The organism is Nocardioides sp. YIM B13467 (assembly GCF_042788075.1).
In the GTDB taxonomy this organism is placed as follows: Bacteria; Actinomycetota; Actinomycetes; order Propionibacteriales; family Nocardioidaceae; genus Nocardioides.
Map to the genome: position 1 here is coordinate 409,539 of NZ_JBHZPJ010000046.1, position 25,448 is coordinate 434,986.

26 protein-coding genes are annotated in these 25,448 nt (G+C 70.4%); 13 read left to right on the forward strand and 13 right to left on the reverse strand.

Annotated elements, in window-relative coordinates; all coding sequences use genetic code 11:
• The first annotated feature begins 143 nt into the window (after positions 1–143).
• From ACFX43_RS09260 to ACFX43_RS09275, 4 genes are read left to right on the forward strand one after another with little or no spacing between them, the layout of a single operon-like run.
• Entirely contained in the window at positions 144–1,574 is a 1,431-nt protein-coding gene (locus ACFX43_RS09260; protein WP_378819789.1) for an MFS transporter, read from the forward strand.
• Positions 1,571–2,020, forward strand: a complete 450-nt coding sequence (locus ACFX43_RS09265) for a hypothetical protein (protein WP_378819792.1) — start codon at positions 1,571–1,573, stop codon at positions 2,018–2,020. Before ACFX43_RS09260 ends, ACFX43_RS09265 begins: the two co-directional genes overlap by 4 nt.
• Positions 2,017–2,487 carry a GNAT family N-acetyltransferase gene (locus tag ACFX43_RS09270; RefSeq protein ID WP_378819797.1) on the forward strand — a complete coding sequence of 157 codons (471 nt, stop codon included), beginning with the start codon at positions 2,017–2,019 and terminating at the stop codon, positions 2,485–2,487. The genes ACFX43_RS09265 and ACFX43_RS09270 overlap by 4 nt, the downstream gene beginning before the upstream one ends.
• Entirely contained in the window at positions 2,457–3,098 is a 642-nt protein-coding gene (locus ACFX43_RS09275; protein ID WP_378819800.1) for a TetR/AcrR family transcriptional regulator, read from the forward strand. The genes ACFX43_RS09270 and ACFX43_RS09275 overlap by 31 nt, the downstream gene beginning before the upstream one ends.
• A 9-nt stretch (positions 3,099–3,107) precedes the next feature.
• Here the strand turns inward: ACFX43_RS09275 and ACFX43_RS09280 are convergent, their stop codons facing one another.
• Entirely contained in the window at positions 3,108–4,376 is a 1,269-nt protein-coding gene (locus ACFX43_RS09280; RefSeq protein ID WP_378819803.1) for an oxygenase MpaB family protein, read from the reverse strand.
• A gap of 61 nt (positions 4,377–4,437) precedes the next feature.
• Between ACFX43_RS09280 and ACFX43_RS09285 the strand changes: the two genes are divergently transcribed.
• Positions 4,438–5,031 carry a TetR/AcrR family transcriptional regulator gene (locus tag ACFX43_RS09285; RefSeq protein WP_378819806.1) on the forward strand — a complete coding sequence of 198 codons (594 nt, stop codon included), beginning with the start codon at positions 4,438–4,440 and terminating at the stop codon, positions 5,029–5,031.
• 20 nt (positions 5,032–5,051) lie between these two features.
• Here ACFX43_RS09285 and ACFX43_RS09290 read toward each other — a convergent pair whose 3' ends face one another.
• Positions 5,052–6,689, reverse strand: coding sequence for an ABC-F family ATP-binding cassette domain-containing protein (locus ACFX43_RS09290; protein WP_378840810.1), 1,638 nt, complete (start codon positions 6,687–6,689; stop codon positions 5,052–5,054).
• A 278-nt stretch (positions 6,690–6,967) separates the two neighbouring features.
• Between ACFX43_RS09290 and ACFX43_RS09295 the strand changes: the two genes are divergently transcribed.
• The 5 genes from ACFX43_RS09295 to ACFX43_RS09315 all read left to right on the forward strand — a co-directional run bounded on the left by ACFX43_RS09295 (position 6,968) and on the right by ACFX43_RS09315 (position 11,707).
• Entirely contained in the window at positions 6,968–7,483 is a 516-nt protein-coding gene (locus ACFX43_RS09295) for a GNAT family N-acetyltransferase (RefSeq protein WP_378819808.1), read from the forward strand.
• A gap of 78 nt (positions 7,484–7,561) precedes the next feature.
• The gene (locus tag ACFX43_RS09300; protein ID WP_378819810.1) at positions 7,562–8,779 is read left to right on the forward strand and encodes a PucR family transcriptional regulator; all 1,218 of its coding nucleotides are present in this window, start codon (positions 7,562–7,564) and stop codon (positions 8,777–8,779) included.
• Positions 8,780–8,865: 86 nt separating this feature from the next.
• Positions 8,866–10,275 carry a fatty acid desaturase gene (locus ACFX43_RS09305; RefSeq protein ID WP_378819813.1) on the forward strand — a complete coding sequence of 470 codons (1,410 nt, stop codon included), beginning with the start codon at positions 8,866–8,868 and terminating at the stop codon, positions 10,273–10,275.
• A gap of 14 nt (positions 10,276–10,289) precedes the next feature.
• The gene (locus tag ACFX43_RS09310) at positions 10,290–10,493 is read left to right on the forward strand and encodes a ferredoxin (protein ID WP_378819816.1); all 204 of its coding nucleotides are present in this window, start codon (positions 10,290–10,292) and stop codon (positions 10,491–10,493) included.
• Between the two features lie 29 nt (positions 10,494–10,522).
• Entirely contained in the window at positions 10,523–11,707 is a 1,185-nt protein-coding gene (locus ACFX43_RS09315; protein ID WP_378819819.1) for an NAD(P)/FAD-dependent oxidoreductase, read from the forward strand.
• Here the strand turns inward: ACFX43_RS09315 and ACFX43_RS09320 are convergent.
• The 8 genes from ACFX43_RS09320 to ACFX43_RS09355 form a co-directional block, all read right to left on the reverse strand.
• Positions 11,665–12,552, reverse strand: a complete 888-nt coding sequence (locus ACFX43_RS09320) for a universal stress protein (RefSeq protein WP_378819821.1) — start codon at positions 12,550–12,552, stop codon at positions 11,665–11,667. The genes ACFX43_RS09315 and ACFX43_RS09320 overlap by 43 nt on opposite strands.
• A gap of 53 nt (positions 12,553–12,605) precedes the next feature.
• The gene (locus tag ACFX43_RS09325) at positions 12,606–13,022 is read right to left on the reverse strand and encodes a pyridoxamine 5'-phosphate oxidase family protein (RefSeq protein WP_378819823.1); all 417 of its coding nucleotides are present in this window, start codon (positions 13,020–13,022) and stop codon (positions 12,606–12,608) included.
• A 14-nt stretch (positions 13,023–13,036) separates the two neighbouring features.
• Positions 13,037–14,002, reverse strand: coding sequence for a universal stress protein (locus tag ACFX43_RS09330; protein ID WP_378819826.1), 966 nt, complete (start codon positions 14,000–14,002; stop codon positions 13,037–13,039).
• A gap of 74 nt (positions 14,003–14,076) precedes the next feature.
• Positions 14,077–16,440, reverse strand: coding sequence for a phosphoenolpyruvate synthase (gene ppsA, locus ACFX43_RS09335; RefSeq protein WP_378840815.1), 2,364 nt, complete (start codon positions 16,438–16,440; stop codon positions 14,077–14,079).
• Positions 16,437–17,024, reverse strand: coding sequence for a hypothetical protein (locus ACFX43_RS09340; RefSeq protein ID WP_378819828.1), 588 nt, complete (start codon positions 17,022–17,024; stop codon positions 16,437–16,439). Before ACFX43_RS09340 ends, ppsA begins: the two co-directional genes overlap by 4 nt.
• 142 nt (positions 17,025–17,166) lie before the next feature.
• A complete protein-coding gene (locus tag ACFX43_RS09345) occupies positions 17,167–18,111 on the reverse strand; it encodes a universal stress protein (protein ID WP_378819831.1) in 945 nt (314 codons plus the stop codon).
• A 261-nt stretch (positions 18,112–18,372) separates the two neighbouring features.
• A complete protein-coding gene (locus ACFX43_RS09350) occupies positions 18,373–19,293 on the reverse strand; it encodes a universal stress protein (RefSeq protein ID WP_378819834.1) in 921 nt (306 codons plus the stop codon).
• Positions 19,294–19,537: 244 nt separating this feature from the next.
• Positions 19,538–20,242 (reverse strand): hypothetical protein, encoded by a 705-nt coding sequence (locus ACFX43_RS09355; protein WP_378819837.1) that lies wholly within the window; start codon positions 20,240–20,242, stop codon positions 19,538–19,540.
• Positions 20,243–20,404: 162 nt separating this feature from the next.
• Between ACFX43_RS09355 and ACFX43_RS09360 the strand changes: the two genes are divergently transcribed.
• The 3 genes from ACFX43_RS09360 (at position 20,405) to ACFX43_RS09370 (ending at position 22,108) form a co-directional block, all read left to right on the forward strand.
• Complete coding sequence (locus ACFX43_RS09360; protein WP_378819840.1) at positions 20,405–20,668, forward strand: SHOCT domain-containing protein; 264 nt, start codon at positions 20,405–20,407, stop codon at positions 20,666–20,668.
• A 64-nt stretch (positions 20,669–20,732) separates the two neighbouring features.
• On the forward strand, positions 20,733–21,548 hold the full coding sequence (locus ACFX43_RS09365) for an SDR family NAD(P)-dependent oxidoreductase (protein ID WP_378819843.1): 816 nt from the start codon (positions 20,733–20,735) through the stop codon (positions 21,546–21,548).
• A 152-nt stretch (positions 21,549–21,700) separates the two neighbouring features.
• The gene (locus ACFX43_RS09370) at positions 21,701–22,108 is read left to right on the forward strand and encodes a hypothetical protein (protein WP_378819845.1); all 408 of its coding nucleotides are present in this window, start codon (positions 21,701–21,703) and stop codon (positions 22,106–22,108) included.
• Between the two features lie 88 nt (positions 22,109–22,196).
• Here ACFX43_RS09370 and ACFX43_RS09375 read toward each other — a convergent pair whose 3' ends face one another.
• From ACFX43_RS09375 to ACFX43_RS09385, 3 genes are read right to left on the reverse strand one after another with little or no spacing between them, the layout of a single operon-like run.
• A complete protein-coding gene (locus ACFX43_RS09375) occupies positions 22,197–22,931 on the reverse strand; it encodes a hypothetical protein (protein WP_378819848.1) in 735 nt (244 codons plus the stop codon).
• Positions 22,928–24,409, reverse strand: a complete 1,482-nt coding sequence (locus tag ACFX43_RS09380) for a CHAD domain-containing protein (protein ID WP_378819850.1) — start codon at positions 24,407–24,409, stop codon at positions 22,928–22,930. The genes ACFX43_RS09375 and ACFX43_RS09380 overlap by 4 nt, the downstream gene beginning before the upstream one ends.
• A 37-nt stretch (positions 24,410–24,446) precedes the next feature.
• Positions 24,447–25,394: a universal stress protein gene (locus ACFX43_RS09385; RefSeq protein ID WP_378819853.1), complete on the reverse strand. Its 948-nt coding sequence runs from the start codon at positions 25,392–25,394 to the stop codon at positions 24,447–24,449.
• Between the last annotated feature and the right edge of the window lie 54 nt (positions 25,395–25,448).

Sequence of the window (25,448 nt, forward strand, 5' to 3'; positions counted from 1 at the left end):
CTGGATGCTCGGTGTTCCCACCATGGGCGCGACGTCGGGACCGTGCAAGGGGTGACGCCCCGAGAAACGCCGTTGTCGAACACCAATGTTCGAGTTAGTATCTCGTACATCAATGTTCGACTTGTGTCCTCAGGAGGCGCGCCATGACTTCAGACAGCAACCCCGGCGAAGCCGTCGACCAGTCCGCCGACCCGCGCCGATGGCGGCTGCTCGGGTTGTTGGGGCTGGCGCAGTTCATGCTGATCCTCGATGTCACCGTGGTGGCGATCGCGCTACCGCACATGGGCGCCGATCTCGGGCTGGGGCGCGATGCGCTGACCTGGGTGGTGAGTGCGTACACCCTCGCGTTCGGCGGCTTGATGCTGCTCGGCGGCCGGGCAGCCGACCTGTTCGGCCCGAAGCCCGTGGTGCTCGCGGGACTCGCGACGTTCACCGTGGCATCCCTGGCCACCGGCCTCGCCACGAGCGCGGAGCTGGCGATCGGCGGGCGGGTCGCGCAGGGGGTCGGGGCGGCGATGCTCTCCCCCGCTGCCCTCTCGATCGTGGTCCGGCTCTTCGACGGCGATGAGCGCAACCGAGCGCTCGGGATCTGGTCGGCGCTCGGGGCCGGTGGGGCCGCGATCGGCGTGCTTCTCGGCGGCGCCCTGACCGCCGGACCGGGCTGGGAGTGGGTGTTTCTGATCAACGTGCCCGTCGGCATCGTCGTGGCGATCCTCCTGGCCCGGCTGCTCCCGCCGCTGCCCGCCTGGGGAGGCGACGTACGTCTCGACCTCGTCGGAGCGCTGATCGTCACCGCCTCCACCGGGCTGCTGATCCTCGGCTTCATCGAAGCCGGCGACGAGGGCTGGGCCTCGAGCCGCACCGTCGTGCTCGTCGTCGCGGGGATCGTCGGATACGCCGTCCTGGCCGGCTGGTTGCGACGTACGCGTCATCCCCTCATCGACCCGGCGCTGGTCACGCGGCGCCCGGTCCTGTCCGGCACCTTCGTGCTGTTCGTCGCGACCGGGCTGATGGTGGCGGTGTTCTTCCTCGGGACGTTCTACCTGCAGAGCGCCGCCGGACACGGACCGCTCACGACCGGCCTGCTGTTCCTGCCCGTCGCCGCCGCAACGATGGTCGGCGCGCAGCTGGCCGGCAGGTTCATCGGCCGCCTCGGCGCTCGCTCTCTCGGGATCGCCGGGCTGCTCATCGCCGCCGCCGGGCTCGTCGTACCCGCGATCAGCATGAGCACGCTGTCCACCGTGATCGCGGTCAGCATCGGCTCCGCCGGACTCGGCGTCCTCTTCGTGGTCGCGGCCGCGACCGCCCTGAGCCAGGTCGAGCCGCAGCTCGCGGGCGTGGCCTCCGGCATCCTGAGCACCTTCCACGAGCTCGGCGCCTCGCTCGGCGCCGCGGTGATGTCCGGCGTCGCCGCGGCCAGCCTCGTCGACGGCACCACCGACGGCTTCGAGAGGGCCTACCTGGTCGCGGCCGTCATCGCAGCCCTTGCCGCCGTCCTCGCCGGGGCACTGATCCCCGGTCGACCCGCGTCCACCGACGCTCACCAAGAGCCCCACCAGGAGACCCAGTCATGACGAAGCCCCACCGCCCCAGACCCCGCGCGCTCTCGTTCGCGCTCCACTACCTCCAGATGGTCATCGCGATGGCCGTCGGGATGATGCTGCTCTACCCGCTCTGGCAGCTCGCAGTCGGCGGGCAGCCGGAGAGCGCATGGGTGCATCGCGCCGACGTCGACTCGCTGGTCATGGGCACCACGATGGTGATCCCGATGGCTGCCTGGATGCGCTTCCGCGGCCACGGATCGAGGCCGATCGTCGAGATGTCGGCGGCGATGTACGCGGGCTTCGTGGCCCTCTTCCCCTTCCTCTGGCTCGGGGTCATCGACGCGGGCGGCCTGATGCTGCTCGGTCACGTACTCATGCTGCTCTTCATGCTCGCCGCGATGCTCGCGCGCCCAGCTGAATACTCCGGGAGCCACGCCCACCACTCCCACGCCGCGACCGACCGGGAACCAGCATGACCGCCCACACCCACCCGGACGTCGTCGTACGCCAAGCCACCCCGGAGGACGCCGAGACCGTCCGCACGCTCATCGGTGAGATCGCCGCGCACCAGGCCCAGTCCGACTCCGTCACCGTGACCGCCGCGCAGTGGGCCGGCTACCTCGAGCGCCCGGACATCATCGTGCTGCTCGCCGAGATCGACCGAGAGCCGGTCGGCTACGTCTCGGCCGTACGCCGCCTGCACCTGTGGTCGGGCGGCGACATCATCGCCCTCGACGACCTCTACGTCCGACCCGAAAATCGCGACGCCGGTGTCGGCGGGCGGCTGATGACCGCGCTGGCAGAGCGTGCCGGCGGCCTGACGATCACCTGGGGCGTACAACCCGACAACGACGCCGCGATCCGGTTCTACCGACGCCTCGGCGCCACGGTCCGCGCCAAGGTGCTGTGCGCGTGGCCGGCCGCACGGCAGCCGATACCCTGATGCTCAACATCTCGTGGGAGGTTCCGGCCGTGACGACCCTCAAGCGCGCCGACGCACGTAAGAACATCGAGTCGATCATGGACGCGGCAACCGCCTGCCTCGCCCGCGACCCCGACGTCAGCGTCGCCGACATCGCCAAGGCGGCGGGCGTCGGGCGGGTCACGCTCTACGGCCACTTCGAGTCCCGAGCCACCCTGGTCACCCAGGTCGTCGAGCGCGCGATCCAGCAGTCCGACGAGGCGCTCGGAGCGGTCGACCTCGACGGCGACCCCCGTGCCGCCCTCAGCCGGCTCCTCGAGGCGTCGTGGCGGCTGACCCAGCAGTACGGCGCGCTGATCGTCGCCGCCGAGCAGAGCATGCCCCACGAGCAGTTCCAGGCGGTCCACCTCGGGCTGATCGACCGCTGGAAGCCGCTCATGGAGCGCGGTCGCAACGACGGCAGCTTCCGGGACGACCAGCCGCTCGAGTGGCAGCTGACCCTGCTCCAGAGCGTCCTCCACGCCGCCTCCGGGGCTGTCTACCGGGGCGAGATCAAGGCGACCGATGCCGCCACCCTGATCGACGGCACCGTCCAGGCCGCCCTCACCCCTCCCAGCGCCACCCGAGACTGACGCACGCACTCACTCCGGGAGGTTGCCGACCGCAGCGCGCTCACGGCCGAAGTAGCTGGCGAGCAGCAAGTCGGCATTTCGGTCACCTCGCCTCTCCAGGCGAGCCCGGCCCCTTGCGGTCCGGCCGAGGACCCGGTACCTGAGCAGGTTCAGCGGCAGCAGGTAGGCGTGCGCCCACGGGGGCCTCGCCGGAAGGCCGAGCTCGCGCATCGACCTGACCCCGAGGAAGACGGTCAGCATCGAGAGGAGCCGCTCCGTCTCGTACCAGCCACGCACGCGCTGCAAGGGACCCGGCCAGCCCGGATAGCTGCGATCCCGCTGGGCCTCGACCGCTGCCTGCGCCAGCTGCGGACCAGCCTCGGAGATCTCCGCCTGCGAGAGCAGCACGTGGTAGTTGATCCGGTGCCGCTCCCACTCGTCGTCGACGAGGAAGTCCTCGTCGACGCCCATCAGCCAACCTACGTACTTCCACAGATGCATCAGGGCCCGGGCGTCCCGCCTGGAGATCGGCACTCCCAGTGCCCGGCACCCGATGATGAGTACGCCGTCGAACAGGCCCAGCGTGGCCGCCTGGTCGGCCTGGTTGATCGGCAGCCCCCACCTGCCGGTGTCCCACCTGGGTTCGAACCCGGCGTTGACCAGCGCATGCATGGCCCGTACGTGGACCGTGAGGCGCCAGGCTTCACCCGATCCCGATCCCGATCCCGGCTCCGGTGGCCGCAGCGCTCCGGGCTTGCGCAGGCTCACCGCCCAGTGCTGGGTCTCGGCCAGGCGCCGCCGGGTGGTGCCGCCGGTCAGGCCGCCGGTGGCCACGAGCAGGTCCGGCGGGCCGCCGAACCGGTAGCCGCTGATGAGCGAGAGCTGCAGGAGCACGTCGGCCGCATTCTGGCCGAGTCGCGTGAACACGCGGCTGCCCTCGTCGACGAGGTCCCAGTCGACCCAGTCCGGGGTGGCCTCGACCTGCGCGAAGAAGTCGGCGAGCGCCGGCGGCGGGGACTCCACCGCCGCCGCACCGTGCTCCAGGGCCGTACGCAGCTGGGTCATCGTGACCTTGCCCGGAGTCCCGGCTCGCATCCGGATCGCCTCCGCCAGCCGCGCGCCGGCTTCGTCCCGCTCGCCGAACGCCCGCCCGATCCGCTCCATCAGGTCCTCGTCGACCTCGTCGATGCGGCCCAGGAGGCGCAACGGTCGGCCCAGACGGCGGCTGCGCGCCTCGCCTTCGCGAAAACGTGTGGGGAATCCGGTGGGTTGGGTGCCCTGCTGCGCGAGTGTGGTCATACCTCCAGCGTGATGCGAGCCAGGGCTCGCTTTCAATTCGCGTTCTGCCTAACGTTGGGGCATGCGCAAGACACCCATCCAGGCCCGCTCGAGGGCGACGGTCGAGCGCATCCTGGAGGCCGGACGCCAGGTGCTGATCGACGACGGCTACGAGACGTTCTCGACCAACCGCGTCGCGGTCGCCGCCGGCATCAGCCCCGGTTCGCTCTACCAGTACTTCTCCGACAAGTCCTCGATCCTCGACATCGTGATCAGCCGCTACTGGGACGACGTCTCCGAGCGCACCGCCTCGGCTCTGGCACTCCAGGCGAGCAGCGCCGGCACTCCGGCGATCCGGTCGGTCGCCGATGCGCTCCTCGCCGGGCTGGAGCAGGATCCTGCCCTGCTGCGCGTCCTGACCGAGGAGCTCCCCGCCTCGCGCAACCGAGATCGCCACGCGGCACTCGTCAACCGCGTACGCGACCTCACCGCCGCCTATCTACATGCCGGGGCGGTCGCGAGGACCCGCCCCGACCCGCAGCTCACCGCGTGGGTGCTCGTGGTGGCCATGGAGAACATCGCGCTGCGCTGGGTGCTCGACCGACCGCCCTACCCGCGCGAGGCCGTGCTCGAGGAGATGGTCGCCCTCACCGCGGGCTACCTGGCGCAGGCCTGATGCCTCGTTCCTAGAGCACCTCAGCCGACGACTTCCACCCGACCACCACCGTGCACACGTACGCGCCGCGCCCCGGAGGCGCGGCGGATCCAATGGCGGTCGTGGGTGACGGTGACGACGGCGCCGGGGTGGGCGTCGAGGGCGTCCTCGAGCTGCTCGACGAGCTCTGGGTCGAGGTGGTTGGTCGGCTCGTCCAGGAGCAGTACGTCACCAGGGTCGGCCAGCGCGATCGCGAGGTCGAGGCGGCGGCGCTGCCCTACCGAGAGAGCCCGCACCGGGCGGCGCATCTCCTGCTCGCGCAACAGCCCGAACCGCCGCAGGCGCTCGATGGCGTCCTCGAGGTGGATCCCCACGGTGCGCGCGAACACACCGGCGACCGAGCCCACAGGTGGCGCCGCGACGTCCTGGCGGAGCCAGGAGACCCGCACTCCCGGCGCGCGCTCGACGTTCCCCGAATCCGGAGCGAGCTCGCCGGCCAGCAGCCGCAGGAGCGTCGTCTTGCCGGCCCCGTTCGGTCCGGTGACCAGCCAGCGGTCCCCGGCGCTCAGGGACCACTCGGCCACCTGCAGCCAGGCATCGGTCTCACGACGTACGTCACGAAGGGCGATGTAGGGCCCGTCGGCCGGCGGCCGATCGAACCCGAGACCGGCGGCGAACCGGAGCGGCTCTGGTGGCGGCGCGACAGGATCGGCCCGCAGCCGGGCGACGCGCTCCTTCGCCATCCGGATCCGGCCCATCGCGCCGTGGTCGCGGCTGCGCGCCCGGAAGGCGCCGTGCCCGAAACCGTCGAGCTCGAGCTTGCGCGGGATCGCGGAGAGCCGGAACGCGTTCGCCGCGACGAGGGCCTCGTTGCGGGCCAGGTCAGCCTTCCACTCCTCGTGCCGCTCGGCCTGACGTCGCCGCTCGGTAGCTCGCGCCACGAGGAAGCCGGCGTAGCCGTTGCCGTAGCGGCGCAGCCCGCCGTCGCGTACCTGGACGATGTCAGAGGCGTTCCGCTCGAGGAAGGCCCGGTCGTGGGTGACCACCACCATCGCTCCGCGATGTACGTCCAGCTGCGACTCGAGCCAGGTCAGCGCCGCATCGTCGAGGTCGTTGGTCGGCTCGTCGAGCAGGAGCACCTCAGCGTTGGCCGACAGCGCCACGGCCAGAGCGAGCCGGGCGCGCTCGCCTCCGGAGAGCTCTTCGACCGGGCGTCCCCGGTCGAGGCCACCCAGGCCGAGCTGGTCGAGCGCGGCGTCGACACGCCGGTCGACGCCGTAGCCGTCGCGGGCCTCGAACCGGTCGATCAGCTCACCGAGCTCCTCGAGCAGCGCCGGCTGATCCTGGTCGCCGGCGATGGACAGGCGCTCAGCGCAACTCTGGATGCGCGACTCGAGGGCCCGCAGGTCCGCGAGCAGGAGGTCGACGGCATCACGCACCGTCGCCCCGGCCGGGAACCGCGGCTCCTGGGCGGCGTGTGCAATGCCACCGGGGATGACGACGCGTACCTCGCCGGCAACCGGTGTGACGGCACCGGCGAGCAGGTCGAGCAGGGTCGACTTGCCGGCGCCGTTGTCGCCGATGACGGCGAGTCGGTCGGTCGGGCCGACCGCGAGGTCGACGCGGTCGAGGACGATCCGCTCGGCGAAGCGGACCGCGGCCGAACGCAGCTCACACACGCGGTGGCCGCGTACGGCGGAGGGAGAGAAAGCAGACGGGAACAAGAGGAGACTCCTCGTGGCGACGGGTCGGAACACGGACCTCGAGCGCGCCGGTCGGACGGCGCGGTCGCTCAGGACCCACTGCGGAGAAAGACTCGACGCAGCGTCCCGATCTATCGCTTCAGAGTACCCATCGAGGCGTACGCTATCAGCCCCTCATCGAGGCCCGCGACCGGTTTACGACACCACGTCCAAAGCGTTCGACAGCCGATCGGAGCCGTGCCAGCGTTCGCTCCATGCATGTCAGATCCGGGTCCGTCAGCGACCTCCCAGACGCACTGGACCTCCTCGATGCCGCCGTCGCCTGGCTCGCCTCGCAGGGCCGCACCGGGCAGTGGGGTGAGACGCCGTTCTCCGGCATCGAGGCTCGGGTCGAGCAGATCCGGACGATGCTCTCCGAGCGCACCGCCCGCATCGCCGAGGCGGACGGGCAGGTGGTCGGAGTCTGCGTCCTGGCCGATGAACCATTGCCGTACGTCGATCCCGCACCGATCCCCGAGCTCTACCTGCAGCTGCTCGTCACCGACCGTGCCCGGAGGGGTTCCGGAATCGGCCGGACGCTGGTCGACGACGCCGTCGAGATCGCCCGGCAGCGAGGTGTCGCCCAGCTGAGGCTCGACTGCTACGCCGGGGACGACCAGGCGCTCGTCCGGACGTACGAAGGATTCGGGTTCGCGCTGGAGCGACGGTTCACGGTCGACACCGGACAGCCCGAGCCCTGGCCGGGCGCGATCCTCCGGATGCAGATCTGAGCGTCGTCGGCGGGCCACTCTCTTACGTCCGGCGTTTGTAGACTGCGCGAATCCGGCGCGTCGAGAGAGGTGAGTGCGGTGACCGAGATCGGTGCCTGGTTGGCGGCATTCGCGGAAGAGCAACGCCGGCCCGAGGAGGTCGCCCGCTGGGCCGCGTCGACCGCCGATGCGATCCTGGCCGACGGCGAGATCGATCTGGCCGATCTCCGGCCCCTCCTCCTGAAGGCCGTCGAAGAGCACTGGTACGCCTTCCTCGACCGGATCACGTTGCCGGACGCCGAATTCGAGCTGGTCCCGTCCGCACACGCCACCGCACTCGAGGCAGCCCGCCGCCATCTCGGTCTGCCGTTGCTGCTCAAGGTCTACCAGCGGGCTCAGGAGGAGAGCTGGGACTTCGCGGTGCAGGTCGTCCGGCAGGCGCCCAGCGATCTCGACCACGAGGCCCTGCTGGTCTGGTTCTGGACGAAGGCGACCGCGTGGTTCGGCTCCTCGGTCGAGCAGTCGGTGCTGATCCACCAGGCCGAGACGACCCGGATCCAGCAGCGCGGGGACGCCCGCCGCTTCGAGGTGGTCTCCCAGGCGCTGGACACCCGAAGCGTCTCCCCCGCCGAGCTGTCCGCCGCGCTGGCCGGCCACCCGATCAACATCCCAGGTCACGTCGCCCTGGTCGCGCACGCGCTCACCGCCGACTCCATCGAGCAGCTGGAAGCTGCGCTCACGGCCGTCACCCGCCGGGCCGGGCATGCCCGGTCGGTGCTGGTGCGCCCGGGAGGAAGGGAGATGTGGGCCTGGCTCGCGCTGGGTGAACGACCCGACACCGTGACCGACACCGGGATCGACCCCACAGCCGTACGAGTGACGGTGGGCGTCGCCGGAAGCGGTCTCGACGGTTTCGTCGCAGCGCATCTCGACGCGCAGGCGGCTCAGCGGGTCGCGCTGGCGCCAGGGCGGCGAGCACCGGTGACCGCCTACGACGACGTGGCCGCCCTGGTCCTGATCGCCCATGACCCGGAGGCCGCCGAGCGGTTCACCCGAACGACGCTGCGCGGGCTGGCCGATCCGCCCCATGGTCGGCTCCGCGAGACCGTGCGCGAGGTGCTCACCTCGGCCGAGACGGCGGACCGGCTCGCCGTGCGGCTCGGCATCCACAAGAACACCATCCGCTACCGCGTGGCCCAGGCCGAGCGACTCCTCGGGCATCCGCTGCGTGAACGAGCCGGCGACCTGCTCCTGGCGCTCGACTACCACGACACCTTCCTCGCCAACACGACTGTGAATACGCACAGTTATCGGTGATCGATTCGGCCCGATCGGCCAGAGACTCTGCCGCCGCGTACGTCCATTCTGACAGTGGTCGTAACCGAACTCACAGGAGGCAGCAGATGACACTCGGCGCCAGCGGCACCGTCGACGGGGGCTCCACCGAGAGGTGGCGGGACAGGAAGCGCTATCTGTGGCTCCTCGGACTCGTGGTCCCGTCCTTCGCCTTCATCGCCGTGGGTGGCTACGTCCTGACCGGGTGGGGCGTGTTCCTGTGGACGGGTCCGATCGTCGTCCTCGGCATCGTCCCCATCATCGACTTCGCGGCCGGCCTGGACCGCTCCAACCCGCCCGACGACGTCATCGAGGAGCTCGAGGAGGACAGGTACTACCGCTACATCACCTTCGCGTTCCTGCCGATCCAGTACGCCGGGTTCGCCTTCGCGATGTACCTGATCGCGACCCAGGACTGGCCGTTGGCGCACAGGATCGGGCTGGCCCTCACCATCGGGTTCATCGGGGGCATCGGCATCAACACCGCCCACGAGCTCGGCCACAAGAAGGAGAGCCACGAGCGCTGGCTGTCCAAGATCGCCCTCGCACAGAGCTTCTACGGACACTTCTACATCGAACACAACCGCGGCCACCACGTACGTGTCGCGACACCGGAGGACCCGGCCTCCTCCCGGATGGGCGAGACCCTCTACGGGTTCTGGTTCCGCACCGTGTTCGGGTCGCTTCGCAGCGCCTGGGGCCTGGAGGCCAAGCGCTACCGGCGCAAGGGCACCCACCCGTTCCACCTCGGCAACGACGTCCTCAACGCCTGGCTGATGAGCGCTGCCCTGTGGACCGCGATGACGCTGTGGCTGGGCGTCGGGATCCTGCCCTACCTCGTCCTGCAGGCCGTCATCGGGTTCTCCCTGCTCGAGGTCGTCAACTACCTGGAGCACTACGGGATGCTGCGGCAGAAGACCAGCTCCGGGCGCTACGAGCGGGTGCTGCCGATGCACTCCTGGAACTCCAACAACATCGCGACCAACGTGCTCCTCTACCACCTGCAGCGGCACAGCGACCACCACGCCAACCCGACCCGGCGCTACCAGACCCTGCGTGACTACCGGGAGTCCCCGGCGCTGCCGACCGGCTACGCCGGGATGATCGTGCTCGCCCTGGTCCCGCCGCTGTGGCGCCGGGTGATGGACAAGCGCGTGGTCGCACACTTCGACGGCGACGTACGGCTGGCCAACGTGCGCCCCGGCCGGCTCGACAAGCTGCTCGCCACCTTCCCGCCCGCAGACCCGGCGAGCGAGGAGACGCTGAAGATCGACGTGACCCGGCAGACCTTCGACGACGAGGTCGCCGCCGGCCGCTGCCCCGGCTGCGGTTACGTCTACGAGGTCGCGGTCGGCAACGAGCTCGAGGGCTTCGCGGCCGGCACCGCCTGGCGCGACATCCCCGACGACTGGTGCTGCCCGGACTGCGGCGTACGCGAGAAGGTCGACTTCATCCCGCTGAAGGAGTCCAAGCTGTGAGCGAGCGTCAGCGAGTGAACGTTGGGTCTTTCATCGAAGCGGACAAGACGGTGTGCGAGGGCATCGGCATGTGCGAGGCCCAGGCCGACACCTACTTCCAGATCGGCGACGACGGCCTCGTCGAGGTCCTCACCGACGAGGTGCCCGACCCGGACCGCGGGTACGTCAAGGCAGCCATCGACTCCTGCCCGGTCTCCGCGCTCCGCCTCCTCGGCTGAGCGCCACCCATCGAGTCTGAGGAAGACGAATGTCATCACTTCTGGTCGTCGGTGCCGGGCTGGCCGGGCTCCGTGCCGTCGAAGGCGCACGTCAGGCCGGCTGGTCCGGGCCGATCACGATCGTCGGCGATGAGCCGTACCCGCCCTATGACCGGCCGCCGCTGTCGAAAGCGGCTCTCTCCAGCGAGGAGGAGCCCGGCGTGCCGGTGCTGCGGTCGAGCGAGGTGATCGAGGAGCTGCGGGTGCATCACCTCTCCGGGGTGCGGGTCCACGGCCTCGACACCGAGCGCCGTACGGTGACCACCGGCGCCGGAGACCTCGGCTACGACGCGCTCGTGATCGCCACCGGCAGCACGGCGACGACGCTGCCGGGGCTGTCCGGGGTACGCGGCGTACAGATGCTCCGTCGCTACGACGACGCGCTCGCCGTACGCGACTCCCTGGCGCGCTCGCGCCGGGTCGTGATCGTCGGGGCCGGGTTCATCGGCTCCGAGATCGCCTCGGCGGCCCGTGCCCGCGGTATCGAGGTCACCGTCGTCGAGGCGAGCAGCCGACCGCTGGAGCGAGCGGTCGGCCCGCTCGCGGCCGCACGCCTGATGCAGTTGCACGCCGACGCCGGCGTCAGGCTGCTCACCCGGACCACCGTCTCCGGCGTACGCAGCTCGGACCTCGGCGTCGACGAGGTCGAGCTGTGCACCGGTGAGATCGTGGCCGCCGATGCCGTGGTCCTGGGCATCGGAGCCCGGCCTGCGACGGCGTGGCTCGCCGGAAGCGGCGTCGCCCTCGACAACCGCACCGGCGGCGTTCTCTGCGACCGCCGGCTCGCCACCAGCGCGCCCGGGGTCTGGGCCGCGGGTGACGTTGCGTGCGTCGACGGCGAGCGCAGCGAGCACTGGACCGCGGCGGGCGAGCAGGGTCGGATAGCCGGCGCGAACGCCGCCGGAGCCACCGAGGTCTTCGCCTCCGTCCCCTTCGCTTGGTCGACCTGGCACGGGCACCGGATCCAGGTCGTGGGCGAGACGACGGCGACCGACGAGGAGGAGCGCGAGGCCGGGTTCATCGTCTACCGGCGAGGCGGCATCGAGGTGGGCGCGGTCGGCATCGACAGCCCTGGTCCGATCGCCCGGCTCCGCCGCGCCCTCGCTGCCGAGGCTCGCTCCGAGAACCGGGCTCACACCGCATTGGCCGGAGGCGTCGTACCTGCTCGGGAGTAAGTCGTCGGGACGGTGACGACGACGCTGTGCGCGTGATCCAGGAGGTGGTGGGCCACCGCTCCCCCGCCGCCGACCACGACCATGTGCATGGTCTGGCCCTGCTCCGCGAGGGCGCGCCCGAGGCTTCCCGCCTGGATCCGCAGGTGCGGGTGCAGGTCCGGATAGCGCTCCCGGAGTCCGGCCACGCACTCCGCGACCAGCACCCGGTCGTCGTCGGGCCGCTCCGTGCTGTCGGCGCGGTAGCAGTACAGCACCGTCACCGGCAGGTTCCGCTGGTCGGCCTGGTCGAAGGCGAACTCCAGGGCCGGAATGGAGTCGCTGGTCCCGTCGATGCCGACGAGCACGCCACGGCCCACACCGCCGGCGCCCGGGCACAGCACGACGACCGGGCACTTCGCGTCCTCGACGACGGACCGGCTGATCGAGCCGAGGATCCAGCTGCCGATCGGTCCCTTGCCCCGCGACCCGAGCACCAGCAGCGAGGCATGGCCGGACGCGGCGACGAGTGCGGGAATCGCAGACCCGATCTGCTGCGATGTGGCCACCTCCGGGCGCCGGTAACCGGCGAACGCCGCGACTCCGGAGAGCGCATCGAGGCGATGCTCGGCGTAGCGCTCGGCGCTCGCCAGCACCACCGACCCGTGAGCCTGCTCGGGCTCCGAGGGGGCTCCGGCACGGAATCCGGGCGGCGTCTCCAGTGTCGTGGCCGACACCACGTGGACCAGCCCCACGTCACGTCCGTCGCGGTATGCCTGCTCGACCGCCCACGACACGCTCTCTGCCGCTGCCGGCCAGTTCTCGACCGCGACCAGGACGGCGCCCTCGGGGATTGCTGCGTACGTCATCTCGACTCCTTCGGCTCTACTCGTCTGCGCTCTACTCGCCTGTGATGGGCGATTCAGACCGGCACGACGCGCCGGCCGGTGATCTGGGTCGGGGTGATGCACACGTACAGCGTTCGCCGGCCGTCTGCCCACGGCTCCGGCCTGAGGTCGTGCGCCGTCAGCCAGACGCCGTCGACGAACTCCGCGGACCCGCGTGCCAGCACGCTCCAGCCCGAGGAGGTGTAGGAGTCGAACTCGTCGATCTGATACGACACCTGGCCGGTGCCGACGTGGTCCGCGATCGCGGTGCGCGGCGCGGTGCGGAACACGATCTGATCGCCCACCATGACGTGGTTGACCGGCAGGACCAGCGGTCCGTCCGGGTCGCCGAAGGCGACTCTGCCGACCTCGCTCCGCTCGAGCAGCTCCACGCATTCGGTGCGGTCGAGCTCGGTCAGGTGACCGGGGAACCATCGTGCTGCCAGATACATCGTCTTCTCCTTCGTCACTGACGGCCGGCACCGACCGGTCGGCTACCTGCTGTCGTGACCCCGTCCGTAGCTCCGGCGTCCCCCTCGAACGCCGGCGCCACGGACGGGTCGATCTCGACCGGGCAGATGCTTTCGCGAAGCACCGCCCGGGCAGTCCCGCCCAGGTGCCCGAAGCCGAGGAAGTTGCGGCCACGGCCCAGGATCAGCAGATCCGCGGTGCGGGATGCCTCCACCAGGGCGTACGCCGTCTGGGCGTGCACGATGTCGACGCGGGCGTCGACATCGGCCGCATCCTCGCCGAGGTCCGATCGGGCCGCTGCCAGGGCGGCGGTGAGATCCCGCTCGGCCCGGTCGACCCAGGCCTGCTCCTCGCTCCCGACGGTGAGGTAGTCCTGGTAGGCCCCGAAGGTGTGCCAGGCGTGCAGCAGCCGCAGACGCGCGCCCCGCTCGGCCGCCACCTCCAGCCCGCGGCGCACGAGGGCGACGGAGCCGACGGCGTCCTGGACCCCGACGACGATCTCGCGGGGTTCGTCCCCAGGCATCCAGTTGGCGGGGACGGCGATCACCGGCACGGCCGCGTGCGCCGCGACCGGGGCGAGGATGGAGGAGGTGAGGATCCTGTCGAGCAGCACACGCGGCTGATCACCCAGCACGACCAGGCGAGCCTTGGCGGCCTCCTGGGCCAGCACCGTCGCCGGCAGGCCGAGCAGCAGGTACGTGCTCACCACCGCGCCGCTGTCCGCGACAGCCTCCTCCGCCTCCGTGAGGATCGCTCGCCCGAGCTGGCCCATCCTGGAGTCGGCGCTCGTGGGCGCCACCGGCCAGGTCGGCAGCGGTGGTGCGTACGGGTCGACCACGTAGACCAGGTGCAACACTGCACCGGACCGGGCCGCCTCAGCGGCGGCATAGCGGGCGGCGGCGAGCCCGGCCGCGGTGCCGTCGACTCCTGCCAGGATGAGATCTCTGCTGCTCTCGTTCATGCTTCCAGCGTCGGTCCGCGAGGCCTCCGCTCGACAGGGACCCTCGGCCCCAGGCAAGGGCCTTTGGTCGCCCGTCACGACTCACCCTCGACCGCGAGCACGGTCTGCGTGACCGCGAGGACGGAGTCGGGCGTGACACTGATCGCGTCGATGCCGAGCCTGACGAGGGAACGTACGACCTCGGGGTGGTCGGAGGGCGCCTGGCCGCAGATGCCGGAGTGCATACCGTGACGCCGGCAGCCTTGGACGGCAAGGGCGATCATCCTCTCCACCGCGGGGTCACGCTCGTCGTAGTCGAAGGCGACGAGCTCGCTGTCGCGGTCCACGCCGAGGGTGAGCTGGGTGAGGTCGTTGCTGCCGATCGAGAACCCGTCGAACCGCTTGGCGAACTCGTCGACGAGGATGACGTTCGACGGGATCTCGCACATCGCATAGACCTTCAGGCCGCGCTGACCGCGGCGCAGCCCGAGCTCGGCCATCCGTGCCAGCACGCGGTCGGCCTCCTCGAGGCGGCGGACGAACGGCACCATGACGACGACGTTGTCCAGGCCCATCTCCTCGCGAACCCGGCGGAGAGCGGCGCACTCGAGCGCGAATCCCTCGGTGTAGGCCGGATGGGCATAGCGAGCCGCACCGCGGAAGCCGAGCATCGGATTGGCCTCGGTGGGCTCGAAGGCCGCACCCCCGAGGAGCGCCGCGTACTCGTTGGTCTTGAAGTCGGACAGGCGCACGACGACAGGCTTGGGGTGGAAGGCCGCGGCGATGGTGCCGATGCCCTCGGCCAGCCGCTCGATGACGTACGCCGCACCATCGTCGCCGACGAGGCGCTCGACCTCCGCGCGCTGCGCGGCGTCGGTGACGCGCTCGGGATGCAGCGCGGCGAGCGGGTGCACGCGCACGTGCTCGGCGAGGATGAACTCCATCCGCGCCAACCCGACCCCGTCGTTGGGCAGGAAGGACGACTCGAACGCGATCCCGGGGTTGCCGAGGTTGAGCATGACGTGTGTCCGCGGACGCGCGGTCAGCTCGGTGGCGACGTCGTTCGCGTGGAAGTCGGCCAGACCGCGATAGACGTTGCCGTCATCGCCTTCCGCGCAGGAGACGGTGACCTCCTCACCATCGGTGATCGTGCCGGTCGCGTCGCCGGTGCCGACCACAGCCGGGATGCCGAGCTCGCGGGCGACGATCGCGGCGTGACAGGTGCGCCCGCCGTGCTCGGTGACGACCGCGGAGGCGATCTTCATCAGTGGTTCCCAGTCGGGGCTGGTGCTGGTTGCGACCAGCACGTCACCGGGAGCGAAGCCCACGTCCTCCCCGATGCTGCGGACGATCCGGGCACGCCCCGCCCCGACCCTCGCCCCGACCGCGCGGCCGGTGGTGAGCAGGTCGCCGTGCGCCTCGACCACGAACCGGGTCATGACCGCCGGTCTCCTCCTCGCGGCCACCGTCTCGGGGCGCGCCTGGACGACGTACAACAGCCCGTCGGTGCCGTCCTTGGCCCACTCGATGTCCATCGGCTTGCCGTAGTGGCGCTCGATGGTCATGGCCGCGCCGGCCAGCTCGAGCACTTCCTCGTCGGTGAGACAGAAGCGGCCACGGTCGGCCGGCGGCGTGGGCTCGTTCCGCACCGGCTCGGTCTCCCCCAGCACCATACGCACGGCCTTGCTCCCGAGGCGGCGGCTCAGTACAGCGCGGTGGCCGACCGCGTACGTCGGCTTGTGCACGTAGAACTCATCGGGTTCGACCAGGCCCTGCACGACGTTCTCGCCGAGGCCGTAGGAGCCGGTCACGAAGACGACGTCCCGGAACCCCGACTCCGTGTCGAGCGTGAAGGTGACCCCCGAACAGGCGAGGTCGGAGCGCACCATCTTCATCACTCCGACCGAGAGCGCCACCGACAGCTGGTCGTAGCCGTGCCGGGCACGGTAGTCGACAGCCCGGTCGGTGAAGATCGAGGCGAAGCAGCGGCGAACGGCGTCGAGCAGCGCCTCCTCCCCCTGGACGTCGAGGTAGGACTCGTGCTGGCCGGCGAAGCTCGCGTCCGGCAGGTCCTCGGCGGTCGCCGAGGACCGCACCGCGAGCGCGACGTCACTGCCGTACTCCCGTCGTAGCTCCTGGTGGGCCGCCACGATCTCGTCGGCCAGGTCCTGGGGAAGCTCCGCGGAGAGCAGGAGGGTTCGTGCCCGGGCGGCGCGCTCGGCGAGGTTCTCGCGGTCGTCGACGTCGAGGTCGGCGAAGACCGTCACGAGAGCCGAGTCGATGCCCGCGGCGCGCAGGAAGTAGCGATAGCCGCCGGCCGTGACCGCGAACCCGTTGGGCACACGGATGTCACGATCGTGGAGGCTGCGGTACATCTCACCGAGGGAGGCGTTCTTGCCGCCGACGAGGGGGACGTCGGCGATGCCGACCTCCCCGAACGTACGTGTATAGCTCGTCATCGCAGCCACGGGTGGTGCATGACGAGCGGCATCCGTGCCCACTGCTTGCCGAAGCCCCAGGTGTCACCGGAGTACGTCATCGCCAGGACTCCGACGGTGAGCGCACCGAGCAGGTGGTCGTCGATGATCGGGTTCTGATCCAGCGGGAAGCTGGAGAACCACATCAGCGTGTACATCGTCGCGCCGACGATGGCGCCGACCCGCATCCCGATGCCGAAGGTGAGCGTGAGGCCCACGCCGAGCAGCCCGAGCATGAACAGCCAGTCGGCCCAGGCCTGACCCGCCATGTCGTTCCACATGCCCTGCAACGGGTTGTTCTCGGGCACGTTGGACAGGTAGCCGTCGGTGGGACTGCCACCGTTGATCCAGGCGGCGTCCTCGGCGAAGAAGTCGATGCCGGTGCGGGTGCCGGCCTCGTTGGTGATCGCACCGGTGTGGAAGCCCAGCGCGAGCAGCTTGTCGAAGAAGGCCCACAGGAACGTGAGCCCGAACGCGATCCTCAGCACCGCCAGCATCCGCGCGGCGGGCAGGGGGTAGTGCCCCGGCAGCGTTGTCGCGGAGCCTGGTGTGGAGATTGAAGTCATCATTCCTCCAACGGTCTCGCCGGCCCGTCTTGGCCGGACACCCTTCAGCCAACTGCTGCCGGCCCCGTCCCGGCGAGGGAACGGGGTCCGCCTCGGGCGGGCCCTTCGTCCCCGGTGCTTCAGGACGGTCGACCGTGACCGCTCACGAACCGGTCGCCGCCGCAGGCCGCGACAACGTCGGCTCGTCGGCCTCGATGATCTCGAGAACGGGAGGCAGCACCTCGACCGGACAGTGGCTCTCACGCAGCAGCGCGCGGCCGGTGCTCCCGAGGCGGCCCGTCGGGAAGGTGTGGCGCCGGCGCCCGATGACCAGCAGGTCGGACTCGGCCGCGGCGTCGGCGATCAGCCGCGCAGGCTGACCGCGACGCACCTCGATCCGGGTCTCCACCAACATCGAGGGAGCGGACCGATGGCTCCTCGCCCGGTCGAGCGTGCGCTCCAGGTCTCGCCGTAGCCCCGCGTCCCACTCGGCCAGCTCGCGCTGCGAGAAAGACAGACCGTCGTACGGCGTGGGCACCTCCCAGGCGTGCAGGATGACCAGCTCGGCGCCGCGGCCGGCGGCTTCGCTCATCGCACGCGCGACCAGGCCGGCGGCGTCGTCGCAGTCCTTGACGGCGACGACGACACGGTCGGCACCGGGGCCCGATGGCCACTCGGTCGGCACGACGGTGACCGCGACCGGCGCGTGCCCGGCGACCCGGTTGACCACGGAGCCCGTGAAGATCCGCTCCAGGCTTGGGCGATGCCGGCCACCGAGCACGACGAGCCGTGCCGCGGCAGCCATCTGGACGAGCCCGTTGGCGGCGTCAGCCCGCACCAGCGTCGAGGTGACGCGGTCAGCCGACGCCAGGGTCATCGCCTCCTTCGCCGCCCTCTCCAGCAATCCCGCCCCGATCTCACGGTCACGGCCGACAGCGGCCTGGCCCGCGTAGGGGTCGATGACGCCGGGGACGGTAGGCGGCGGCACCAGATGGACCAGCCACAGCTCATCCCCGCTGCGTGCGGCCTCGGCCGCGGCGTACCTGAGCGCGGCCCGACCGCCTTCCCCACCGTCGATACCGACCAGGATCCGCTCTGTCTCGGACATGTCACCCTCCTCCGGCCGGGCGCATTCCGGCCCAGTCCGCTCCGACTCTCCCGGCACCCGTCGGGCGGAGAAAGGGGCGTCGGTGCCGACCTGCGGGACCTTGGTCCACGAAACCGCCCGTCAGCGCGGCGATCGGCGACGAGCTGATCTGGCGTGCGCCGCTCGACGGGTGAACTGCCCGGCGGAGGCTGGTGCGTAACCAACCCCCGCCGGGCGTCTTCCCCGGCTCCGGCCCACCCCCTGGGCCGGCTCCCGGAGGCTCTAGGTCGCCCCGGCCGCCGAGTCCGACATCGGTGCCGATCGGCCGTGGCCATTCAGTCGCGCCACCGGGACGACCAGCACCGGGACATCGGCGCTGTTGAGCACCTCCCGCGCAACCGCACCCAATCCGATCGAGGCACCGTTGTGATGATCTCGACCCAGGACGATCAGCTGAGGGTTGCCGGCGTGGTCGGTCAGTACGTCGGCCGCATGGCCGTTGTCTCGCACCACGGTGACCGCCACGCCGGGAAACTCGTCTCGGAACGGACCGACCAACTCCTCCAACGACGCCGCACTCCGCTGCTCCCACTGCCGATAGAGGGGCGCTCCGAGGACCTTGTCCCAGACGAGCATGGGCCGCAGGTCGACTGCGGACACCACGCGTAGCGGCGCCTCGGACCGCATCGCCTCCCGGAACGCCAGCCGGAGCGACTCTTCGTCGTCCGCCGCCGGATCGACACCGACGACGATGGCGCCCTGGTGATGCGGCCGGGCGCTCCATCCCGGCGGCACCACCACCAGCGGAGACAACGCGCGAGCGGCGAGCCGGAGCGCGGTTGTCCCGATGCGCATGCTGCGCAAGGGACCCATACCGCGCTTGCCGACGACGAGCAGGTCACGCTCGCCGACGGTCGCCAGCAATGAAGGGACCGGGTGGCCGAACCGGACGAGGGTACGCACGTTCAGCTGTGGATGCTCAGCCACCACGCGGTCGCGGATGTCCTCCAGGATCAGCCATTCATGCCCCTGGGCCGCAGTCGCCTCCTGCTGGTCAGGGACGCCGACATCGACCACCCCGACCAGCATCAGCGGCTCGGCCGTCGCCAGCGCCGAGGCGACGGCGTAGTCGACCGCGGCCCGGTTGCGCTCGGAGCCGTCGACACCGACCACGACCTTCGCCTGGTCTTTCTCGTACGTCATCGCAGCTCAGAAATCCTCCGGTTGGCTCTCACAGACATTTCCAGCAGACCCTCACCGGCGAGCCGCACGCAGAGGCAATGGTCCGGACACCTCGGGATGAAGGTCCATGACCGCGCACCCGCTCACCGACCCCGGTCATCCGGCTCGGACGGGCAGGGCATCGAGATTCACCGTGCTGCGTTCCTGACCGTCGCGTACGAGCGTGCGTTGGCGGTCGGGTCCAATGCCCTCAGGCGCTCGAGGCTCAGAGCACGCCTCGCCGCTGCCGCGGCGTTGCGCCCCGGAGGTAGCGGTCGGGGCCGCCTGCCGCCCGGGCACCGGAACGGAACCACGCCTCCAGTCCTGGCGCGTCGCGCCGTCCGAGCTCTTCGAGAAGCACCTCACGGATCTCGACGGCCCGCAGCTTCGCGCCGAGATCCGTGGCCCGGTCGAGGGCCACATAGCTGGACCGCCAGGCCATGCACAGGTCCGAGTCGGTCAGCGCGTCGGTGACCACCAAGACAGCCTCAGCCGGATCGATCACGTGGGGTCTGATCGCCGCTGCTGCCACCACCGCTGACTCTGCCGCTGTCTCTGCACGCGAGCGCCGCCTGCCCACCCGGCGACGGCGCTTCACCGGTGGCGCGGTGCGCGGCGGCCAGCCGAGCCACCCCACTTCCCACGCGGCGGCCAGCCCCGCGGCGATCACCAGCAGAGCACTGGTCAGACCGAGCGCGATGACGAGCCCTGCGGCGGCCAGCGCGGCGGTCGGCCACAGCAGACTCCTGGCGAGCACGGCATTCCACCGGATCGAACCCGTGTCGGGTCCCAGGCACACCAGCAACGAGACGGTGATGAAGCTCCCGCCCACCCACCACCCGATCGTCATCGGCAGCGACCACGCCATGAGTGCGGCCATGCCGCAACCGGTCACCATGGCGGCCACGGTCGACCACACCCAACGTCTCATGAGGTCACCTTCCCGGTCGGCGGGGCCCGGGCGGAGGGGCCACGATTCCTCCCAGTCCGGGACCAAGGCCCCGATGCAGTCAGTCGTTGGCCACTCGCCGGGTCTCCCCTGCCCGGCGCACTGTCAGGGCATGCAGTTCAGAGACCGATGAAGGAGCTCGCGATGATGTACTGGTACGGCTCGGGGATGAGCGGTTGGGGCTACGCCCTGATGACCATCAGCATGGTCCTGTTCTGGGGGCTGATCATCGCCTCCGCCATCGTGGTCGGTCGCAGGCTGCTGCGCGAGGAGCGGCCGCCGGGTGCGGCACCGAGCACGCCCGAGGACGTGCTCGCGATGCGCCTGGCGCATGGCGAGATCGACGAGGACGAGTACGAGTGCCGGACGGCGGCGCTGCGGACGAGGGAGGTCACCGGACCTCGCTGACCGATCGCCGGACCCCTGACCACGAGCCCTGGCGACAGCCGGGCATTCATAGAGGAAGTGCGAGATGAAGGAAGATCTGCGACCGATCGAGGACCTGATCACGTTGACGGGCAAGACCGCCATCGTCACCGGCGGTGCGATGGGCATCGGCCTCGGCATCGCGTACAGGCTCGCCGAGGCGGGCGCACGAGTGGCTGTGGCCGACATCGACCAGGAAGCCGCCGGGTCCGCTGCGAAGCAGCTGGTGGCCGACGGCTTCGAGGCGATGCCCGTGACGGTCGACGTGTCCGACGAGACCAGCGTGCAGCGAATGGTCGAGACGGTGGCCGATGCGTATGACGCCATCGACATCCTCGTCAACAACGCCGGGATCTTCCCCAACATCCTGGTCATGAACATGACGGCCGACGACTTCCGGCGGGTGATCGGCATCAACCTGCACGGCGTCTTCCTGTGCACCAAGCTGGTGGCCCAGCGGATGATCGAGCGTGGGCAGGGTGGCCGGATCATCAACGTCACCTCCGTCGACGCGCTTCATCCGTCCTCCGCCGGGCTCGCCCACTACGACGCCTCGAAGCATGGCGTGTGGGGCTTCACGAAGAACGTCGCGCTGGAGCTCGCGCCACACCAGATCTGGGTGAACGCGATCGCTCCCGGCGGCATCATGACGCCCGGCGTGAAAAACGCGCAGGCGGGCGCTCAGGTGCCCAAGGGCGTGGACATGGCCGAGCTGATCGAGCGGTTCACGGCTCGGATCCCCATGGGCCGGTTCGGGGAGCCGGACGACATCGGGCGCGCTGCGTTGTTCCTGGCCTCGGACCTGGCCTCCTACATGACGGGCAGCCAGATCGTGGTGGACGGCGGCGTACTCCTGTCCTGAGCGGTTCATCTCGGGTACCGCGGCGCCCCGTTGCGAGGACCTTGGCGCGGAGTCACGGGGACCTTCGGCACTCCTTCGAGACCTCGAGCGGTGCCTAGCGTGGTCACGTCATGAGGGGTGACACCTCAGCTGTTCCCGGCGACGGAGGCGCGATGAGCCGCAAGAGCAAGGTCCTGCTCGGGTTGCTGCTGTTCAACGGCCTGAGCGCCACGGCCGGGGGTCTCGCGCTGATGATCGACTGGAGTCCCGAGCAGGCATCCTGGGTCCGGGACACCGACTTCCCCAGCAACTACGTCCCGGGCGTGATCCTGATGGCCGTCGTAGGCGGCAGCTCCCTGATCGCCGCCACCGCCCTTGCCAAACGCAGCCACGGCTGGCAGCTCGCCAGCATCGTCGCGGGAACGGTCATGGTCTTCTGGATCATCGGAGAGGTCGCGTCGATCCGTGGGTTCCATTTCCTGCAGGTGATCTACCTCGTGACCGGTGCGCTCGTGGTGGCGTGGACACCAGCTCGGCAGGCAGAAGAGGCTTCATCGATTGACGCGGCTGGAAGCGCGTGAGGGCGATGCAGTGATCAGTCCTCGCCGGAGGGACAGCAGCGGTGAACCCGACTCCCAGATAGCGCGCGGCCCAAACCACGCCGCCGGCTCACTCGCACCGGTTCCTGCCTGCCGATGCTGTGGTGCGCGCCTCCGCCGCCAGTCTCCACAGCGCGAAGCCGATCCAGATCAGCCACACGAACAGCAGGACGCCGTAGAACGCGTAGGCCCAGCCGAGGACAGGTCGCAGGGCCTCCGAGACGAGCCCGACGCCGCCGGTCACCACGCCGAACCAGGCAAGCCCTCTCCAGGTGATGCCCTTCAACATCAGCAGGGAGATCAGCACGATGCCGAGGGTCTGCAGCGCCCCGATCACGGCCGGAACATCGTTGAGCGCGATCAGGACCTCGGCCCCAGCCACGAAGGGGGCCTGGTCGGCCGACGTCGTGGCGTCCGCGTACTTGTCGCTCAGCACGACCATGGCCAACGAACCGTCCCCGGTGGTCGGCCAGGCGAACGACACCGCCCACGAGGCGACCGAGACCACACCCGCGATCAGCGCGAAGCTCTTGTCCAGATGACTCAACGCCATGGCGAGAGCGAGGAAGACCACCATCATGAGAAGGCTCGGGACCAGCCACATCAGCTGCCGCGCGATGTAGACCGTCCGATGAGCCTCGACGTACTCGAGCATCTCCTCCCCGCCAGATACCGGAGGGACCGCTGCGACGGCGAAGACCACCAGGGCCGCGACGTACAGGGCCACGGCCAGGCCGGCCGAGACTGCCCCCGCTCGGTAGAGCCGGTGCCACGACGGGTCAGCGCCGGGCAATTGGCCGCTCATCGTAGCCAACGTCGCGACTTCGGCCTGAACAGCCGGGACACGGTGCGTTCGTAGGCGTGCTCATCGGCGACGGTCGCGGCGTCGAGATCGGGCAGCGCGGCTGAGAGCGCGAGATCCGGATAGTGTTCGGCGAGCCGGAGGAGCTCCAGTCTGGCCACGGCGGTGTCGTGATGTCCGCCCAGTACGTCCTGAAGTTCTGCCAGCGTCCCGGCCAGACGCCTTGCGTCCGCCCCGAACACCGGCACCACCGCCTCGACCGAGTACCGGATCCGCTTGGCAGCCTTCCTGACGTCGTGCAGACGCGACGCGCGTTCGTGGACGTCGGTGCCCCGACGAGCCTCTTCCGTTGCTCGCTCGAGGCGCCGGAAGTCCTCGAGGAGGGCCGTGCGGAGCTGCTTGCGAGCGGGCTTTCCTGCACGCGCTGACCATGGCGGCTCCTCGGCGAGGGCTCGCAGCGAGTCGACGAGAGCGAAGTAGCGGGGCGACATCATCGCCTCGACCGCGGCCCGATGCGCGACCCCGTGCTCGGCCTCGATCACGGACCCGACGCTCAAGGCGTTGCCGGCCAGCAGGACCTCCAGACGGTCGCGCAGTACCTCCAGGTCGCGCGGTCGGCCGAGCTCGTCGACCAGCCACTTGACCTCGACCCTCAGGGGGCCGGTCCGCTTGCGGTCGAACACGTCGCGGTAGGTCCCCAGAACCGCGCGGACCCGCCTGCCGGCCACCCGCATGCTGTGCACCGCATCTGGTACGTCGGCCCGCACCAGAGGGTCGAGCCGGGTCATCTCGGCCACCTGGGTTGCGAGATACGGCGCCAACACCTCCGCCACGGTCGCCTTCTTCGCCTTGGCCGCGGTGGCACCGATGGCGGTCGGCGCGGTCATGGGAAGGATCCGGGAGAGCTTGGCCCGACGTGCCGAGGGCCGCGCGCCGGCGGCCAGAAGGCGGCGCTCCAGCTCGTCGACCATCCCGTCGGGCTCCCCGTTGAACTCGACCTCCCACTCCCGCCAGGTCTCCGCCTCGCTCGGCCCCGCGGTGATTCGCCGCGCCGTCACCCGGTCGTCGCACACCTCCGCGAGCACCCGCCCGTCCACGGCCCGGAGCAGGACCGACACACGGCTGGTCTCGACAGCCCCCACCCGGACCAGTGGTCGCTCGCGCACGACTCCGCGGATGATCGCGGTCAGCTCCAGCGGTGGCGCCTCCGCCGAACCTTCCAGCGGCACCTGCAGCTCGTGCCGGTCCGTACCGACGGGAAGCTTGAGGTGCCAGCCCGCGTCGTCGCCGCCGGTGCGGCGACGCAGCGTGATCCCTACGCGGATCAGGTCGAGCTCCGCGGTGTCGTAGTAGGTCGCCGACAGCGCGAGCGTCTCCTGCGGATCGACCTGGGCGACATCGGGCAGTCCTACCAGGTCAGGAAGGAGGGCGTCCTCGTCCACGTCGTACTTCCGCTCGATCTCGATCACCGTGGTCGTCATCGCTCGCCCTGCCCTCTCGTCAGCCGTCCCGAGCAGCTCAGACGGCGGGCGCCGGGTCGGCGCCGGCCTTCTCGAGCCGGCCCTCGTGCTCGAGGATGAGGTCGTCGACGGTGAGCACATCGGGGATCGCCGGCTGGATCTCGACCGGGCAACGGCTCTCGCGGATGACCGCGCGGCCGGTGTTGCCCAGGCGACCCAACGGGAAGGAGTGCCGGCGGCGGCCGATGACCAGGAGATCGGCGTTCCGGGTCTCCTCGGTGATCTCCCTGGCCGGCTGGCCGTGGCGAACCTCGATCCGGACGTCCACGTCCGCGGCGTGCGGAACTCGGCGGCGGGCGCGGACCAGCGCGTTCTCCAAGGCGCGGCGGGCGTTGCTCTCCCAGTCGCTCATGTCCAGGTGAGCCACGGTCATGTCGTCGTAGACGGTGTCCAGCTGCCAGGCATGGAGCACGACCAGCTCTGCGCTCCGGTCCGCCGCGTGCTTCAGCGCCTGGGCAAGCAGGCCCGCCGAGCCCACGCAGTCCTTGACCGCCACGACCACTCTGCGAGTCGGGTGCTCTGGCGACCACCCGCTCGGCACCACCACGACCGGGGTCGGCGCGTGGCCAGCGACCCGGTTGGTGACCGACCCGGTCATGACTCGCTCCAGACCCTGCCTGCGATCGTCACCGAGCACGACCAGTCGGGCGGAGGCAGCGCAGTGAACCAGACCGGAGACCACGGAGCTCTCCAGGAGGGTCGCCGTCACATGCTCGGCACCGACGTACGCGACCGCCTCCTCGGTGGCCTTCTTCAGCAGCTTGTTCCCGGTCCGGCGGACCTCGTCCCCGAACAATGAGTACGGATAGGCCGGCGCGGACAGGGTCACGTGCACAAGCCAGAGATCGGCGTCGTCCAAGCCCGCCTCGGAAGCCGCGTACGCGATCGCGGCCCGTCCCCCCGCTCCCCCGTCGACGCCCACCAGGATCCGGTTGTTCTCGTTCATCTCGCCTCCTCACGGGCACGGCACACCCGGCCGTCCCCAGCCCACTCTCATCGC